Here is a 15,895-nt window from a genome sequence, read left to right on the forward strand (position 1 = left end):
CAACGCCATATGCCACGGCACCGGACCGATCGAACTCCGCCTCGTCCGCCACCGGGTCCTGACCTGCGAGGTGTCCGACACCGCCGCCTTCATCCCGCGACCGCATCGCGCACGCACCACGGACGAGAACGGCCGCGGCCTCTTCCTCGTCACCAACCTGTCCCGCAGGTGGGGCGCGCGATCGACATCGGGCGGCAAGGTCGTATGGGCCGAACAGGACCTCCCCCACACGTCCGAACGCCAACCGGTTGCCGCCTGAGTCGCCCCCACCCGTCTCGCGGAACGGGCTTCGCAGGGGCGTCCGGCACATCCCCGCCCCTCTCTGTGCCGCCGGCGCCGCCCCGCAGCCGGTTTCCGCCGGTCATGCGGCGAGTCGTGCCCGGCTCGACCTGTCACGGAAGAGCCGGGCCGGGCGGATTCATGTGTGCCCGAGGTCAGGGTCGTTGCCGGTGCCAGTACTCAGTCCAGCCGGGATCGAAGTCGGGATGCTCCTTCCACTGCTCGGCGATCCGCGTCAGCGCACTGAAGGGCTTGTACGCGGGTCCGCCTTCGTCCAATTCCAGCTCGGCCATGCCGTGCAGGTAGCGGACGGCGAAGTCCAACGACGTGGCGACCGGGGCGTATCGGGGATCGTCCGTCACCAGCAACGGGGCGAGCCTGTCGCCGATGAAGGAAAGAACCTTCGCGAAGTCGTCCTTGGTCGGGGCCGGCGGCGGAGTGTGGGACTCGCTGGTCATGCACCGAGGTTATCCATCCACCCGCCACGCACGGCTTGACGTGCTTGTCCTGAAGCCTTCTGGCGTATCCGAGCGGATGCGGGCGCCGTCACGGCCCGTCGAGCCGTCCACGTTCGTCGGCGACTCGGACGAGCGCGTTGGACCGTACGGCGCACTCCGGCCCGGGCGGCTCAGGGCAGCGGGGCGTCGGTGTCCGCGGCCGTGCCGTGATGGGCGCGAATGAGTGCGATCACGGTGTCGGCCGTGCGGTCCAGATAGCTGCGGCCGTCGGGCAACAGCGTCGTCGGGTTGATGTAACTGCGCGGCCCCACATGCGTGGCCGGTTCGAGCCGGTGCTCGGTGATCTTCCCGGCGCGGCGGGCCCGGTTCCACGCGCTTGTGCGGAACAGCCGCCAGCGCTGCGGGAAAATCCAGGTGCCGATCCGCTCGATCCGGTCATACTTGCTGGTCAGCCGGTGCAGGTGCTCGGCACGGCAGATGTCGTTGGAGCCGTTGTGGAAACCGCCCAGCGTGATCAGCAGGAGCGGGGAGCGCAGCCGGCCGCGCAGTTCGTCCACCGCGCCGGTGGCGACCTGGGCGCCGCCGCTGTAGCTGAGCAGCACAACCGGGATGCCGCTGTCGGGCCGGTAGCCGGCGAGCCGGAGTTGGGTGGCGATCTGCGAGCCGACGGCACGGTTGTACAGCGGACGGTACCGGCTGTCGGCCGCCACGAAGATCTGCATGACATTGTGGAGGAACAGCAGCAGCCCGACGCGGCGGCGCAGCCACGCCCACACGGGCCTCTCGGCAAGCGGGTCGGCCAGCGGGGAGTACGGCAGCACCTGACCGAGCACCCGCAGCTCCGGCGCCCCGCGCAGCAGCGCCTTCACCAGCTGGCCCCCGTCCCGGCTGTCGCGGACGCGACGTTTGCCGATGCCGTCCAGGTAGACCAGGTAGGCGTCAGGGGGGTCGCCGGGAGCCGCGCCCCGGGCGTGGGGAACGCCCTTGGGGAGCTCGGTGAGGGGGGTCCGCCAGGCCGCGCCGTACGCCAGCACCTCATGGCGCGCCAGCAGGGCCTCGGCGAGCAGAGCGGGGCCGATCACGCACACCCAGAGGAGAAAATCGTTCATACGATCGGCTCCCACGCCGTCGTGGCGCTGATCCTCACGACCGAGCGCCGTACGGCCTCCACAGCGGCTCCGAGCCCGGCCCCGGCGAGGGCCACGCAACCGGCGGAGCCCCACCGGCCCAGGTCGGTCGCCGTGGAGACCGGCCCGACGAGACCGGCTCCGACGCCGACCAGGAGGAGCAGGTGGAGCGTGGGCCCGAGCAGTGGAAACGCGAGGACGGCGGCGAACACCAGCGGGGTGACCAGGCCCGGTGTCCATCCCGGCCCGGCACCGGTCGGTGGGGAGGACTGCACGAGTTCGGCCAGGCTCCCCGCGGTCAGCGGCCACAGCGCGAACAGTGCGCCCTCGACGAGGCCACAGGCCAACAGCAGTCCGGCCACCCGGGTTCGTGACATGCCCGGGCGGCGCACCACCAGGGGCAGGATGCGCCCGGCGGCCTCCGACACCCCGGCGAGCAGCAGCAGAACGACGACGAGGAGTGGCACCGCTCAGCCTCGCTCGGACGGCACGACGGGAGGCTGCTGCCCGAGCGGACCTGCGGCTTGGAGGTACCGCTCGAGTTCGTCGGCGGCGCGCCGATATCCACCGGCTTCCCTCTGGGCGACGCACAGGGTGGCTGCCGCCGCACTGAACCGGGGACTGTGCAGCAGACGCCCGGCAAGGGCACGCACGGAGCCCTCGGTGACGTCCTGCGTACGTATCGACAGGCCGGCGCCCAGCTCCACGACACGGCGGGCCACCATCGGCTGGTCGGCCCCCTGGGGTACCACCAACATAGGAACCCCGGCGTACATGGCCTCGTTGACGCTGTTCATTCCGCCGTGCGTGACGAACAGCACCGCACGGCCCAGCACCTCCGGTTGCGGAACGGAACGGCGGGCGAGCACATTGGCCGGCAACGGACCCAGCGCGTCGGGATCGGTCTTCCCGGTCGAGACGATGACAGTGCCCCCCAGCGGGGCGAGCGCGGCGGCGAAGCAGCGCAGCAGTTGCGGATCGGCGTTGAACACCGTGCCCAGCGAGGCGTACAGCACGGGGTCCGACAACCGATCGGCCGGGAACGACGGGTCGACCGGTCGGGCACCGATGCTCGGGCCGACGAACCGGTAGGACTCGTCGAAGTCCTCGACGGCAGGCTGGAACGACCGGGAGGTGTAGACCAGATTGAGCGGCTGGCGGATGTTCCCCACGTCCAGCATGGGCAGCCCGCGGGTGTCGAAGGCGCGGCGCAGGCCTCCGCGCGACCGCAGATAGCTCCGGAGGGTACGAGGTCGAGCCGCCGCCTCGGCCAGCAGGCTCCACGAGCCTCGGGTGGGACTGGGAACCCGCCGGTTGAACGCGAACGTGGTGAACGATGCCGCCGCCGGCACCTTGAGTTCGCGGGCGGCGATCGCACCCCACAAGCAGGCGCTGTCGTGGACGATCAGGCCGGGCCGAACCTTGCGCAGGTCCGTGAGCACCGTGGGCAGCAAGCGGGCGGCGGTGCCCGCGAGCCCCGCCATCAGCGTGCCGGGCGTCGGCGGATCGGGCAGCGGCTGGTCGCCCCCGGGGTAGAGGCACACCGTCGCGCCGACGGCCTCGATCTCCTCCTGGAAGGCGGGCGATGTGTGGTACGTGACGGAGTGGCCGCGGCGGACGAGTTCTTCCACCAGCGGCAGCGTCGGGTTGACGTGCCCCTGCATGGCGATGTTGAGGAACGCGATGGTGCTCACAGAACGATCCCTGGTACGGAGAAAGTTGATGCGTCGCCCGGTGTGACCGACGCGCCGGTCGCCCGAGGATCGTCGGCCCGATACAGGCCGGGTCCGCTGATGCGCAACTCGTCGAGGAAGCGCCCCGCCGCTCGCGAAGCCGTGCTGATCAGCCGTTGGGAATGGCCGAAGTCCCAGGGGGCCGGCCAGGCCTCGATACCGGTCGGCAGCACGACAGTCGGGATCTGCCGGGACACCTCGCGCAGATCACGCTCGATCTGATGGTGCATGAGCAGCAGTGCGGCCCTGGCGGCGATCGCGCCGGCTCGTGGGCGCGGGACGGCCGGGGGCAGGGGCGAGCCCTCCGGCCCGGTCGACAGCACCACCACGCTGGCCGCCCCGGCCTGCAGCGCCGCCAGTACCGGGACATAGGCGATCACTCCGCCGTCGACGAGCGTCCTGCCTCCACGCTCCACCGGGGGCAGGATCCCCGGCATGGCGGCACTGGCGAGCAGTGCGGACTCCAGGTCTCCGTGATCGAGCAACGCGGGCGCACCGGTGACCAGGTCCATGGCCACCGCGGTGAACGGGACGGCGAGCTCCTCGATCCGCGACGGCAGCCCGGACCGGGCGATCAGTCGACGCAGGCCGCGATCCGTGCAGATGCTGGCCCGTGAGGACGGATAGCCGAGCGTATACACCTCACGACGACGCAGCTGAGTCCACACGTGGTCCAGCCACGGCGCGGCCTGTTCGGGGTGAGCCGCCGCGATGGCCCCGTTGAGGGCGCCCACCGAGCTTCCGATGATCATGTCCGGGACGAATCGTTGCCGTTCCAGCGCGTACCCGACACCGACATGGGCCGCTCCGAGCACGCCGCCCGCACCCACCACGACGGCCACGGGACGGGGAAGGCCCTGCAAGCCCTGCACGGGATCCCCGGGCGCGCGGCACGACGACGGGGAGCGCACCCCGTTGTCGTCCTGCACGGCGCGAAGCCTCTCGCGGCCACGACCACTCGTCGAGCCGCCCCTGAGCAAGCCCGAACGTGCCCAGGAGACCGGTGTCCGGCCACGGGTAATCCACATGATCTACCTCTCTCGTTTCGGCGCGGAATCGGGACGGCTTCTCAGCCGGTACCGGGCGGCAACCCGACCCGGGAGGCCAGACTTTGGACCTGTCCGGCGAAGGCGTCACCGATCCGTGCGACGACACGCCCCGTCCATGTGCTGCGAGAGGCGTGGCCCTTCGCGAGCTCTGCGGTCGCGGTCCGTGGACCGTGCGGCCTCGAGGTCGGACAGGCCGCTGCTCCCCCGGCCGGCGGGCGAGCTCGTCGTGCCGCGTCGACCGAGTCGACGAACGTGACCGTCTCCTCGAGCGGCGCCCGGCCCGTACGGGAGTGGTTCATCGTGGCGTCCTCGAACCCGATCGACATACCGCAGAAGAGGATCAGTTCGTCCGGCGGCGACAGGATCTTCGCGACGGTCGTGCGGTACTTCGCCCACGCCATCTGCGGGCAACTGTGCAGCCCTTCGGCTCGGAGGAGCAGCATGACGGTCTGCAGATACATGCCGAGGTCGGACCATTGGGGCCTGCCCATGCCGCGGTCGACATAGCAGAACAGGGACGCGGGCGCCCCGAAGCAGTCCCAGTTCGCGGAAGCCGCCCGCTGGCGCGCCTCCAGGTCCTCGCGCGGAATGCCGAGTGCGCCGTAGCGCTCCGCACCGAAGGCCGACCGGCGCTCTCGGTACGGGGACTTCAGCTCGGCGGGATACTGCTCGTACTCCGGCTCGTCCCAGGGTTCGCCGGTGGCCAACCGCTCGCCGACCCGCCTCTTGAGCTCGGCCAGTGGCGCACCTGTCAGGACGTAGACATGCCACGGCTGGATGTTCGATGCGGACGGCGTCCAGGCCGCGGCGGACACCACGCGCTCAAGCGTCTCTCTCGGGACCCGCCGGTCCGTGAACCCGCGCACCGCCCGTCGGGTAGTGACCGCTTCGTAGACGTCCATGATCGCCTGCCTCCCTGGCCGCTCGATTGCATTAGCTATCGTTGCACTCAAGATAGTATCACTCAAGACGATCTCGTGATTGACTATCTCGACCAAGAAGAGTTGCCGACCCACGGCTGCCCGCCGGGGCCCTGCACATCGGAGAAGGTCATGGCCACACTGCTGCACATCGATTCGTCCGTATTTCCCGAAGAGGCGTCCTCGTCCCGCGCGGTCACGGCCGCCTTCCGCGAGGCATGGAGGGAGCACCACCCGGAAGGCACGGTGATCTACCGCGACCTCGCCGCCAGCCCCGTCGCGCACATCACCGCCGACGCCTGGTCCGCCGGTTACACCGACCCGTCCGACCGCACCCCCGCGCAGAACGCCGCGTTCGCCGAACGCCTGAAGCTCATCGAGGAACTGGAGCAGGCGGACGCGGTCCTGATCGGCGCGCCCATGTACAACTACTCGGTCCCGTCGACCCTCAAGGCGTGGCTGGACAGCGTGCTCCTGATGGGCCGCACCGCGGGCGAGACTCCCACCGCTCAGGGCACCCCGGCCGTCGTCGTCGCCAGCCGTGGCGGCTCCTACGCGCCGGGCACCCCGCGCGAGGGTTTCGAGTTCGTACAGAACTATCTGGAGGCCGTCCTCAAGGGCACTCTGGGCCTGGATCTCGACTTCATCGTCCCGGAGCTCACCATGGCCCCCCGTAACCCGGCCATGTCGGAACTGATCCCCCTCTACGAGGCCTCCCGCAAGCGCGCCTTCAAGGACGCGACGATCAAGGCCGAGCGACTCGCGGAACGCCTCGCCGCGTAACTCCCGTGCCATGGGCGCCGTGTGACACTTCATCCGAGGCGGTCACCCGGCGCCTTCGTCGCCCATGGCCCCCTTTGCCGAGGATGCCGCCCGCATCGCAGCGGCGATCCGGCACCGAGCACGACAGCGGCCCACGGCTGAACGGCGCTGTGTGCGCGGACGCAGATCCGGCCGACCCGGTACGGACGCGGTAGCGGTGACGACGGGCCCGGACTCGGTCGACGGCAACGCCCGGCCGCCCCCGACCGCCGACGCCCGGTGGAGAAGGCCGCAGCCCACGAAAACGGTCCGGCCGCGAAATACGACAGGAACTGCCGACGCGGCCGGCACGCAGTTGTCGCGCGAGCGCCTACGCCTTGCCGTCAGCGGGATAGACGAACCGCGTCAGCAGATCAACCATCTGCTCGGCATCACCGGGCGCCAGTCCGGCGACCAGGCGCTCGGACAACGGTGCCGCCAGCACATGAGCCGCGTCGAAAAGCTCGATGCCCCGAGGCGTGATCTCCACGGCCCGCGCCCGCCGGTCTCCCGGAACAGGCTTGCGGACAGCCAGCCCCTTGCTCTCCAGGTCGTCGACGATCCGCATGATCCCCGCCTTGTCCGACCCCGTTTCCGCAGCCAGGTCCCGCTGCACGGTGGGCCCGCGGTCGACCAGCACGATGAGCACGGCAAAATGGCGCAACTCGATGCCGAGCGGCCGAAGCGCCTCGCCCATCACCGCCGCCGCGTGCCAGTGCGCCCTGCGCAGCAGCAAGCCAAGGGCGAAAGGCGAGGTGTCCCCCGGGCGGTCGGTCGCACGCGCGGTGGTCCGAGGCGGAACGTCAGCTGTCATGAACCCACACTACAGCCATTTACTCGGTCGATACAGTATCGTTTGAAACTAAATACGACCAACACAGAGCGGATAGAACGCCGTCAGGTCGGCCTCGGGCATGGAGTCCGGGGTCGCCCGGTCGGTCTGATCGGCTTCCTTCGTATAGGGCCTGTTCCTGTCGTCCGACCCCCGGTCGAGGCCCTTCACGCCGCCGAGCCGGGCCGTCGTCGAATAGACGCCGTCGCCCTCGTGACCGTAGGACGCGAGGTCCGGGTAGCGGTCGTGGTCGTAGTCGGCGACGGCGATCGCACGCGGCTCGCTCAGGTCGACGTGGTGATCGCTCTGCCCCCGTCCGCGTGCCGAGAAGGGCCCGAGTCTCAGCTCTGAGACGTCCGGTCGCACCGGGTCGTCGCCCTGGAACGCGCCGGTGGCGGCGACGAAGAGGTCACTCCAGCCGTCCCGGTCGAAGTCGGCCACGACGGCGAGCACGTCCTTCGCGCCGTCCCCGCGCTCCCCGACCAGATCCCGTGGCCCCACCTTCGCGCCCCGCCCGCCGTCGGCTCCGAACGTGATGGTCAAGCCGGCGCCGGTGCGGGACGGGGAGGAGACACGGTCTGCCGTGCCGTCTCCGTCGAGGTCGGCCACCAAACCTCCCGCGGATGTGGCACAACTTCCGATCGTGGGGCCGGAGGCCGGGCGCCCGGGCGGATCGCCTCGGCCGTCGCCGCAACCGGCCACCAGTGCGGTCGACGTCACGAGCGCCAGTACGCAGCACGCCCGCCCGACTGTTCGTCCCCCGACCCCCATGACGTGACCGCCCTTCCCCACGACTTGTTTCCGAACAGGCCGAAACGTATCGCTCGGACGGAACTCCGCGAACGGCGGTCGCCGCGCATGGTGCGCTGCGCGAAGGGGGCAGCGAGAAACGGCAAGCGCCGGAAGCGGAAGAGCGTCCGGCCAACGCGTCCCGGGCGGTGGCTCTCCGGCCGGCCTGCTCATCGTCCGACCGTGGCGGCCCGCGTCATGGCGCCATTCGAACGAGCCCGCCCTCCGCGGGGCCGGCGGAAGGAAAGTCGCGAATAAGCCCGGCCCTCCTCCATTCACCGGCTCGTCCGCGAGTGAAAGAACTCCCGAGAAAATAATTGCGGGGGCATTGTCGATAATCGGTGTGACCACTGCGGTCATACCCTCTTTTTCGTTTTGATAATTCCCTCCCCCGTCGCTCCCCACTTAGCGTTGTGTGCCAGATAAGACAACGGCGACGCGAAGGGAGTGGACGATGGCGGAACGCCTCGCCACCGGGCCGCTCGACGGTATGCCGCTGCACGACCCGTCGGCGCCTCCCGGCCGATCCGGTTCGTCGCGCCGCCGTTCGCGGCCGTCCGGCGCGCCCCCTCGGCGCCATGGCCCGTTCTCCCCTCCCGCCACAACACGCCCCCAGGAGCCCCCATGCCTGCTCTCGACCGCCAGGACAACGTCTTCGTGCTCGACATCGGAGACGGTGAGAACCGCTTCCACCCCGACTGGATCGCGTCGGTCAACGCCGCCCTGGACGAAGTGGAGCAGGCGGAAGGGCCGCGGGCCCTGGTGACCGCGGCGACGGGCAAGTTCTTCTCCAACGGTCTGGATCTGGAATGGCTGTCCGCCCATGGCGAGCAGCAGCAGGACTACCGCACCTCGGTCCACAAGCTCTTCGCCCGTGTGCTGGCCCTGCCGATGATCACGGTGGCCGCCCTGCAGGGTCACACCTTCGCCGCAGGCGCCATGCTGTCCCTTGCGCACGACTTCCGCGTCATGCGCGCCGACCGCGGCTTCTGGTGCCTGCCCGAGGCCGACATCAACATCCCGTTCACACCCGGCATGTGCGCCCTGATCCAGTCCCGGCTGGCACCGCGGACCGCGCACGAGGCCATGGTCACCGCGCGCCGCTACGGCGGGTCGGACGCCGCGGCCGCGGGCATCGTCGACCAGGCGGTCGCCGAGGACGCGGTGCGTACCACGGCCGTGGGGATCGCCCAGGCGCAGCTGAGCAAGGCCGGCGACACACTCGGCACCATCAAGGCGCGCATGTACGAACCCGTCCTGGAGACCCTGCGCGGCACGGCCGGCCCTCGCGACTGACCCCGTCGCTGATCGACGGAGGGCCGGACCCCACTGCGGCGGGGGCCCGGCCCTCCGGTCGCGCCGTCCGTGCGCACCCGGGACCGCCGCACCGTCACCGGAGTCCCGCAAGCAGGCCGGTCGCGCCGCTTCCTCCGCCACGGGACACCCATCGCCGAGCCCTATCGGGACGCCGGCACCCGCTTTAGTTGACTCGTCAAGGAAATTCGGAGATGATTGACGTATCAATTAACTGCACCGTGCCACTACGGCCGGGGAGCGCAGCAGGAGGAGTCCATGACAGCCCAAGGCTTCGAACTGGGCCTCAACTCGTTCGGGGAGGTCGCGACCGATGTCCGCGGCACCCTGAGCGACGCCGAGACGGTTCGCCTGATCGTCGAGGAAGCCAAGCTCGCCGAATCCGTGGGGCTCGACGTGTTCAGCGTCGGCGAGCACTACCGCCGCGGCCACAACGACAGCGCCACCCCGGTCCTGCTCGCCGCGATCGCCACCGCGACGGAGCGGATCCGGCTCGGCACCTCGGTGACCGTGCTGAGCACGAACGATCCGGTGCGGCTTTACCACGAGTTCTCCACGCTGGACGCCGTCTCGAACGGGCGCGCCCAGCTCGTGCTCGGGCGGGCGTCGGCCACGGACTCGTTCCCGCTGTTCGGCTACAACCTCGCCGACTACGACGAGCTGTTCGAGGAGAAGCTCGACCTGTTCATGCGTCTCCAGCGCGAGGAGACGGTGACCTGGTCGGGGAGGTTCCGGCCGCCGCTCGTCGAGCAACAGCTGCACCCCCGGATGCCGCCCGGCGGCATCCCGACCTGGATCGGTGTGGGGGGCAGCCCGAACTCCGTGGTGCGCGCGGCCCGTTACGACCTGCCGCTCATGCTGGCCATCATCGGCGGGCGCCCTCAGCGCTTCGCCGGCCACGTCGAGCTCTACCACCGCACACTCGAGCAGCTCGGACACCCGGAGCGGCCGGTAGCCCAGCACTCGCTGGGGATGGTCGCGGAGACCGACGAGGAGGCGCTCGAGACCTGGTGGAAGTACTGGCAGCCGCTGGTGGCCCAACTCGCCGAGGAACGCGGGTTCTACAAGCCGACCCGTGAGCGCTACCTGCAGGAGGTCGATTCGGGCGCACTCTTCGTCGGCTCGCCCGAGACCGTCGCCCGCAAGATCGCAACGATGGCACGCGACCTGCGTCTGAGCCGTTTCGACCTCAAGTACGACGTCCTGAACCTGCCCCGCGAAGCCCGGGCCCGCACCATCGAGCTGCTGGGACGCGAAGTAGCCCCGCGGGTGAAGCAACTGCTCACGAAGGAGCCCACCCATGTCTGATCTCGTTTTCGGTCTGGACACGTTCGGCGATGTGCCGACGGACGACACCGGCAGCCCGGTGTCCTACGCGCGTGCCATCCGGCAGGTCGTCGAGGAGGCCGTCCTCGCGGAGGAGACCGGCGTCGACGTCATCGCCCTCGGAGAGCACCACCGACCGGAGTATGCGATCTCCAGTCCGGAGACCGTGCTCGCCGGCATCGCCACGCGGACCGAACGCATCCGGCTGGCTTCCGGCGTGACCGTGCTGAGCTCCGACGACCCGGTTCGCGTCTTCCAGCGCTTCTCCACCGTGGACGCGCTCTCCGACGGCCGGGCCGAGGTCATCCTCGGACGCGGCTCCTTCACTGAGTCGTTCCCCCTCTTCGGGTACGACCTGAGCGACTACGACGTGCTGTTCGAAGAGAAGATCGAGCTGTTCGCCAAGCTGCTCGAGGAGAAGCCCGTCACCTGGAGCGGGACCAAGCGCGCCGCGCTCGACAACGCCGACGTCTTCCCCAAGACCGAGTCCGGGCACCTGACCACCTGGGTCGGGGTCGGCGGTTCGCCCCAGTCGGTCGTCCGCACCGCGCATTACGGCTTCCCGCTGATGATCGCCATCATCGGCGGCAACCCGGAGCGGTTCGCCCCCTATATCGACCTCTACCAGCGCGCCACCGACAAGTTCGGTACGACCGCCCACCCGGTCGGGATGCATTCGCCGGGCTTCATCGCCGACACGGACGAGGAGGCCCGCGAACTGCACTGGCCGTACTACCGGGTCATCCGTGACCGTATCGGCGCGCTGCGGGGATGGCCGGCGATCCGCAGGCAGGAGTACGACGCCGAGATCGAGCACGGCTCCCTCTACGTCGGCTCCCCCGAGACGGTCGCCCGCAAGATGGCCGACGCCGTCAAGGCACTCGGCGTCGGCCGGTTCGACCTCATCTACACCTCGGGAACGCAGCCCGTCAGCGCCCGTCTGCGCGCCGTCGAGCTGTACGGCAGCAAGGTGATCCCGATGGTCCGCGACATACTGGCAGGCTGACGCCGTGAACGGAGAAGACATGGACACCACCGCCGTGCGCACCGTCGGCATCCTGGGTGCGGGGAAGGTCGGGACCGTACTGGCCCGCCTCGCCGTCGCGGCCGGCCATCGTGTGCTCATCGCCGGATCGGGCGACCCCGAAAAGATCGCGCTCACCGTCGAAGTCCTCGCGCCCGGCGCCGTCCCCGTGACCGCCGAACAGGCCGCGGCGAAGGCGGACGTGGTCGTCCTGGCGCTGCCGCTCGGGAAGTACCGGAGCATTCCCGCCGAGGCCCTGCGGGGCAAGCTCGTCGTCGACGCGATGAACTACTGGTGGGAGGTCGACGGCATCCGCGAGGACCTCACCGACCCGCTGACCTCCTCCAGCGAGATCGTGCAGGCGTATCTGGCCGGAGCGCGTGTGATCAAGGCGTTCAACCACATGGGGTACCACGACCTCGAGGACGAGGCGCGGCCTGCGGGAGCACCGGGACGCAAGGCGATCGCGATCGCCGGCGAGGGGCCGGACGACCTCGCGACCGTTGCGCGCCTCGTCGACGCCCTCGGCTTCGACCCCGTCGTCGCCGGCCCTCTGGCCGAAGGCGTACGACTCGAACCGGGCACCGAGCCCTTCGGCGCCGATGTCGGCGCCGAGGAACTGCGGGGGATGCTCGACCGCTTCCCGGAGTCGGAGCGGGGGCGAACCGTACTCAGCGCACGGGCGGCCGCCGCGGCGTCGGCCGAGACCGCCGCCTGACCCTCGCCGACGCCAGGCCGGGGGCCCGCTCGGCACACCTCCGACGACGAGGTCGCACGGCCCGGCGTCACGTCCGGGCCGTCCGGGATCGCCGGTTCGCCGAAGGTCTGTCACACCGGGACCCCCCACACCGTCAGGTCATCGGGAGAGTTCGCCTCTGACGAGGGAGTCCGCGATGACCGACGCCGCCTTTGTTGGTACATCGGCGCCGTCACCGTACCGACCCTGGTCGCCGTGGTGATGCTCGTCCTGCACGCGCGCCGGGCGCACAGTGCCGTCCTGCGTCCGTCGGTCGTCGCACTCGTTCTGCTGCTCCTGGCCCTGCTCGTCACCCTCGTGGTCAACGGCCCCGTCAACGTCCAGGAGTCGGACTGGAACGCGCTCACGCCGCCCGCCGACTGGGCGCGCGTCCGCGACCGTTGGCAGATCGCCCACGCCGTACGGACCGTGGCGATCGTCCTGGCACTCGGCTTCCTCGGGGTGGCGGTCCCGGACCGCCCTGTCCCTGTTTCGTCCGGCCACGGCGGCGCCGGGACCTGACCCGCGCCTGCTCCGGGCGCGAGGCTCGACGGGCGCAGCACTCCGGGATCCCCGTACGGCCGACCACATCGCGTTTCGAGCGGAGATCCCCTTCGAGGCCGGTCCGACAGTCACCCGCGGAGCGCCTCGATGATCAGTGGCCAGGCGGTCCGGCCCAACCGGGCGTCGGAGTCGGGGGTTCCGCCGTAAAGATGGTCCGCGGACGGCGGGGCAGGACTCTCGCCGGGGAATCGCGTACGGTGACCGGCGTCGTCCCGACTGATCAACCGCGTCGGTGACCCGGACGAGCGACGGCGGGCGGCCAGTTCCTCGGCGTAGGGCAGCGAGGGCCACATCGCGTCGTCGCCCCCGGCCACGAGCAGTATGTCGGCCTCCGTCCTCTCCACCGGGATCGCCGTCTCGGCGAGCAGATGGGCGAAGGTCCGTTCACTGTGTTCGTACCATCCGCGGACGGCGACCGGTCCGCCGTGCGGCTCGGGGGGAGTCCAGGTGTCGTCCATGGGCATGAAGGGCAGTGGCTCTCCCCGCCACGTCCAGGAGGAGCGGTAGGGGCGCGCTCGTCCGTCGCGCCCGGGACCGACGTTGCACCAGACCCGCGAGGTCGGCGACACCGCGATCACGACGTCCACACGCGGGTCGTGCACCGCGGTGAGCAGAGCGGCCTCGGCTCCCTTGGAGACACCCAGGACGGCGATGCGCCGTGCGCCCGCCGACCTGAGCACGTCGACGGCGGCGGTGAACGTCTCCAGTGGGATCTCGCAGATACCCGCCGGCTGTCCCGGACCGCCGAACCAGCGGATCGCCAGAGCGGTCACCCCGTGCCGCGCGAGGATCCGAGCCCTCTCCCGCTCGACCCGTCCGCTCGAGCCCGCCAGGACCACCACGGCCGCGTCACCGCCGCCGACCGGTGTGACCAGGAGGCCCTCGCAGGGAGAGGACACCTCGCGCTCATGGACCTCCACACGGACCCCCTCGAACACTGTCCCGACAGGCCGGCCGCCCGGAGCCTACGGCGTCACCGCCGCGGGCGAACACCGGGAACCGGTCGCCACGGCACCGGTCCGACGAGCGCGGGCACACCGAAGTGCCCCGGGGCGTCCCTGGCTACGGCTCGATCAGGCCGACTCGGATGGCGTACCTGGTGAGTTCCAGCCGGTCCTTCATGCCGAGCTTCTCCAGGAGGTTGGCCCGGTGCCGTTCCACGGTCTTGACGCTGATGACGAGGATGTCGGCGATCTCTTGTGAAGTGTGGCCCTCGGCCACGAGTTTGAGGATCTCCTCCTCGCGGTTGGTGATCGCCCGCTCCGGGATCGGCTCGCCCTGCCTGGCGCGGTCGAGGTAGTTGCGGACGAGGGCGTTGACGGCGCCGGGGTAGAGGAAGGGCTCGCCGCGCATGGTGGCGCGGCAGGCTTCGACGAGATCACGGTCGGCGACGGATTTCAGCACGTAGCCGGAGGCCCCTGCGGCCAGGGCCTCGAAGAAGTACTGCTCGTTGTCGTACATGGTCAGGATCAGGATGCGCAGGTCAGGCTGGATGCGGGCGAGTTCGCGGGCGGCCTGCAGGCCGGTCATGCGGGGCATGGCGACGTCGAGAATGGCCAGGTCCGGCCGGTGGGTGCGGGCGGCCTCGACGGCTTCCGCGCCGTCACCGGCTTCGGCGACGACCGTGAGGTCGGGTTCGCCTTCGAGGATGAGCCGGACTCCCCGGCGGACCAGGTGGTGGTCGTCGGCGAGGAGGATACGGGTCGGGGGCGCCTTGGACATGGTCAGTGGCTCCGTCGGTGGGCGGGCACGGTCAGGCGTACCTCGGTGCCCCCGTCGGGGCCCGGGGCGAGGGTGAGGGTCGCTCCGATGAGCAGGGCGCGTTCCCGCATGCCGCTGATGCCGGCTCCCTCGGGAGCGCCGTCGATGCCCCGGCCGTCGTCGCGGATGACCAGCTCCACACCGGCCGGGGTGCGCCGGAGACTGAGGTCCACGCGGCGGGCCCCGGCATGGCGGGCGGCGTTGGTCAGGCTTTCCTGCGCGACTCGGTAGAGCACGAGTTCGACATCCCGGCTCAACGGCGGCAGATCGGTGTCGATGCGATGGCGTACCGCGAGGCCGGGTCGGGTGAACTCGTTGGCCAGCGCCTTCAGGGCGCTGACCAGGCCGAGGTCCTCCAGGACACCCGGGCGCAGCCGGCGGGCGATGCGGCGGATCTCGTCCAGGCCGGCGCGGGTGCTCTCCTGCACCCGGTGGAGATCGGCCCCCAGGGCGGGAGGGGCGTGGTCGGCGACGCGTTTGAGTTCGAGCAGTACGGCCGTGAGGGTCTGGCCGACCTCGTCGTGGAGCTCCTGCGCGATGCGGTGGCGTTCGGCCTCCTGTGCGGACAGGGCTCGAGCGGCGCTGGTGGCCCGTTCGGTCTCCAGACGGTCGAGCATCGAGTTGAAGGTCGTGATCAGTTCGGCGACCTCGCCGTGACCGGCGACCACCGGGCGGGCGCCCGGGCGCAGCAGGTCGATGGCGGTCATGGCACGGGTGAGGCGCTGCAGCGGGGCGAGGCCGATGCGCAGCAGGACGGCGTTGGCGACGAGCATCGCGGCCAGTCCTGCGGTCAGGACGGCCGCCTCGGTGAGCAGGACGGGGCTGGACACGGTGACCGGCCCCAGCAGCAGGGCGGTGGCACAGATGAGTACGACGGCGTTGAGCAGGAAGATCCGCCAGAACAAGGGCACCGACTTCGCCTCCGTCCCATCGCCGTCCGTGACGCCATGAGCCCGCCGCGGTGCCGCCCGCCGGCCCGTGGCCCGGTGCCGTCGATGGGCCTACGGCCGTCATGGCCAGCGTGCGGGGTGCGGTGCGCCGGTGTCCATCGGTGCCGACACCCATTCGGCCGCACATGACATGGGTGCGGGACGCCCGCGGAAATGGGTGGCGGACCCGATGGTGTCGCTCCCGGCCCCCGTGTGACGGTGGCATGGACCCCCTGACCAGCCGGTCCTCGGA

General features: G+C 70.5%; 17 protein-coding genes and 1 pseudogene. 7 read left to right on the plus strand and 11 right to left on the minus strand.

Annotated elements, in window-relative coordinates; translation table 11 throughout:
- On the plus strand, positions 1-259 hold a 259-nt coding region (locus ADL25_RS31430), incomplete at its 5' end, for an ATP-binding protein (RefSeq protein WP_199839235.1).
- 175 nt (positions 260-434) lie between these two features.
- Here ADL25_RS31430 and ADL25_RS31435 read toward each other — a convergent pair.
- The 6 genes and pseudogenes from ADL25_RS31435 to ADL25_RS31460 form a co-directional block, all read right to left on the minus strand.
- Positions 435-737: a hypothetical protein gene (locus tag ADL25_RS31435; RefSeq protein WP_059131280.1), complete on the minus strand. Its 303-nt coding sequence runs from the start codon at positions 735-737 to the stop codon at positions 435-437.
- A 170-nt stretch (positions 738-907) separates the two neighbouring features.
- Entirely contained in the window at positions 908-1,846 is a 939-nt protein-coding gene (locus ADL25_RS31440; RefSeq protein WP_059131281.1) for a hypothetical protein, read from the minus strand.
- Positions 1,843-2,331 carry a hypothetical protein gene (locus ADL25_RS31445; protein ID WP_059131282.1) on the minus strand — a complete coding sequence of 163 codons (489 nt, stop codon included), beginning with the start codon at positions 2,329-2,331 and terminating at the stop codon, positions 1,843-1,845. The genes ADL25_RS31440 and ADL25_RS31445 overlap by 4 nt, the downstream gene beginning before the upstream one ends.
- Positions 2,332-2,334: 3 nt before the next feature.
- On the minus strand, positions 2,335-3,558 hold the full coding sequence (locus ADL25_RS31450) for a macrolide family glycosyltransferase (RefSeq protein WP_059131283.1): 1,224 nt from the start codon (positions 3,556-3,558) through the stop codon (positions 2,335-2,337).
- Complete coding sequence (locus tag ADL25_RS31455) at positions 3,555-4,526, minus strand: patatin-like phospholipase family protein (RefSeq protein WP_234381109.1); 972 nt, start codon at positions 4,524-4,526, stop codon at positions 3,555-3,557. The genes ADL25_RS31450 and ADL25_RS31455 overlap by 4 nt, the downstream gene beginning before the upstream one ends.
- 362 nt (positions 4,527-4,888) lie before the next feature.
- A pseudogene (locus tag ADL25_RS31460) lies at positions 4,889-5,548 on the minus strand (nitroreductase); the annotation flags it as partial.
- A gap of 150 nt (positions 5,549-5,698) precedes the next feature.
- Here ADL25_RS31460 and ADL25_RS31465 point away from each other — a divergent pair.
- Positions 5,699-6,349: an FMN-dependent NADH-azoreductase gene (locus tag ADL25_RS31465; RefSeq protein ID WP_059131284.1), complete on the plus strand. Its 651-nt coding sequence runs from the start codon at positions 5,699-5,701 to the stop codon at positions 6,347-6,349.
- Between the two features lie 349 nt (positions 6,350-6,698).
- Here ADL25_RS31465 and ADL25_RS31470 read toward each other — a convergent pair whose 3' ends face one another.
- On the minus strand, positions 6,699-7,181 hold the full coding sequence (locus tag ADL25_RS31470) for a MarR family winged helix-turn-helix transcriptional regulator (RefSeq protein WP_059131285.1): 483 nt from the start codon (positions 7,179-7,181) through the stop codon (positions 6,699-6,701).
- A 48-nt stretch (positions 7,182-7,229) separates the two neighbouring features.
- Positions 7,230-7,808: a VCBS repeat-containing protein gene (locus ADL25_RS31475; protein ID WP_059131286.1), complete on the minus strand. Its 579-nt coding sequence runs from the start codon at positions 7,806-7,808 to the stop codon at positions 7,230-7,232.
- A gap of 804 nt (positions 7,809-8,612) precedes the next feature.
- Here ADL25_RS31475 and ADL25_RS31480 point away from each other — a divergent pair.
- From ADL25_RS31480 to ADL25_RS31500, 5 genes are all read left to right on the plus strand, one after another.
- On the plus strand, positions 8,613-9,284 hold the full coding sequence (locus tag ADL25_RS31480; RefSeq protein WP_059131287.1) for an enoyl-CoA hydratase-related protein: 672 nt from the start codon (positions 8,613-8,615) through the stop codon (positions 9,282-9,284).
- Between the two features lie 276 nt (positions 9,285-9,560).
- Complete coding sequence (locus ADL25_RS31485; protein ID WP_059131288.1) at positions 9,561-10,610, plus strand: LLM class flavin-dependent oxidoreductase; 1,050 nt, start codon at positions 9,561-9,563, stop codon at positions 10,608-10,610.
- On the plus strand, positions 10,603-11,634 hold the full coding sequence (locus tag ADL25_RS31490) for an LLM class flavin-dependent oxidoreductase (protein WP_059131289.1): 1,032 nt from the start codon (positions 10,603-10,605) through the stop codon (positions 11,632-11,634). Before ADL25_RS31485 ends, ADL25_RS31490 begins: the two co-directional genes overlap by 8 nt.
- Before the next feature lie 19 nt (positions 11,635-11,653).
- The gene (locus ADL25_RS31495) at positions 11,654-12,370 is read left to right on the plus strand and encodes an NADPH-dependent F420 reductase (RefSeq protein WP_059131290.1); all 717 of its coding nucleotides are present in this window, start codon (positions 11,654-11,656) and stop codon (positions 12,368-12,370) included.
- Positions 12,371-12,571: 201 nt separating this feature from the next.
- The gene (locus tag ADL25_RS31500; RefSeq protein ID WP_267889290.1) at positions 12,572-12,910 is read left to right on the plus strand and encodes an anthrone oxygenase family protein; all 339 of its coding nucleotides are present in this window, start codon (positions 12,572-12,574) and stop codon (positions 12,908-12,910) included.
- A gap of 110 nt (positions 12,911-13,020) precedes the next feature.
- On the opposite strand, the gene ADL25_RS31505 is transcribed toward ADL25_RS31500, so the two are convergent.
- From ADL25_RS31505 to ADL25_RS31515, 3 genes are all read right to left on the minus strand, one after another.
- A complete protein-coding gene (locus ADL25_RS31505; RefSeq protein ID WP_059131323.1) occupies positions 13,021-13,872 on the minus strand; it encodes an acyl-CoA thioester hydrolase/BAAT C-terminal domain-containing protein in 852 nt (283 codons plus the stop codon).
- Between the two features lie 142 nt (positions 13,873-14,014).
- Complete coding sequence (locus ADL25_RS31510; RefSeq protein WP_059131292.1) at positions 14,015-14,674, minus strand: response regulator; 660 nt, start codon at positions 14,672-14,674, stop codon at positions 14,015-14,017.
- Positions 14,675-14,676: 2 nt separating this feature from the next.
- Positions 14,677-15,624 (minus strand): sensor histidine kinase, encoded by a 948-nt coding sequence (locus tag ADL25_RS31515; RefSeq protein WP_059131293.1) that lies wholly within the window; start codon positions 15,622-15,624, stop codon positions 14,677-14,679.
- Between the last annotated feature and the right edge of the window lie 271 nt (positions 15,625-15,895).

This window comes from Streptomyces sp. NRRL F-5122, from assembly GCF_001507435.1.
In the GTDB taxonomy this organism is placed as follows: Bacteria; Actinomycetota; Actinomycetes; order Streptomycetales; family Streptomycetaceae; genus Streptomyces; species Streptomyces lannensis.

Excerpts from the sequence above, each read along its gene's own strand:
- ADL25_RS31470 (WP_059131285.1), bottom strand. The coding sequence starts at position 7,181 with ATGACAGCTGACGTTCCGCCTCGGACCACCGCGCGTGCGACCGACCGC.
- ADL25_RS31480 (WP_059131287.1), top strand. The coding sequence starts at position 8,613 with ATGCCTGCTCTCGACCGCCAGGACAACGTCTTCGTGCTCGACATCGGA.
- ADL25_RS31465 (WP_059131284.1), top strand. The coding sequence starts at position 5,699 with ATGGCCACACTGCTGCACATCGATTCGTCCGTATTTCCCGAAGAGGCG.
- ADL25_RS31485 (WP_059131288.1), top strand. The coding sequence starts at position 9,561 with ATGACAGCCCAAGGCTTCGAACTGGGCCTCAACTCGTTCGGGGAGGTC.
- ADL25_RS31435 (WP_059131280.1), bottom strand. The coding sequence starts at position 737 with ATGACCAGCGAGTCCCACACTCCGCCGCCGGCCCCGACCAAGGACGAC.
- ADL25_RS31495 (WP_059131290.1), top strand. The coding sequence starts at position 11,654 with ATGGACACCACCGCCGTGCGCACCGTCGGCATCCTGGGTGCGGGGAAG.
- ADL25_RS31490 (WP_059131289.1), top strand. The coding sequence starts at position 10,603 with ATGTCTGATCTCGTTTTCGGTCTGGACACGTTCGGCGATGTGCCGACG.
- ADL25_RS31440 (WP_059131281.1), bottom strand. The coding sequence starts at position 1,846 with ATGAACGATTTTCTCCTCTGGGTGTGCGTGATCGGCCCCGCTCTGCTC.
- ADL25_RS31510 (WP_059131292.1), bottom strand. The coding sequence starts at position 14,674 with ATGTCCAAGGCGCCCCCGACCCGTATCCTCCTCGCCGACGACCACCAC.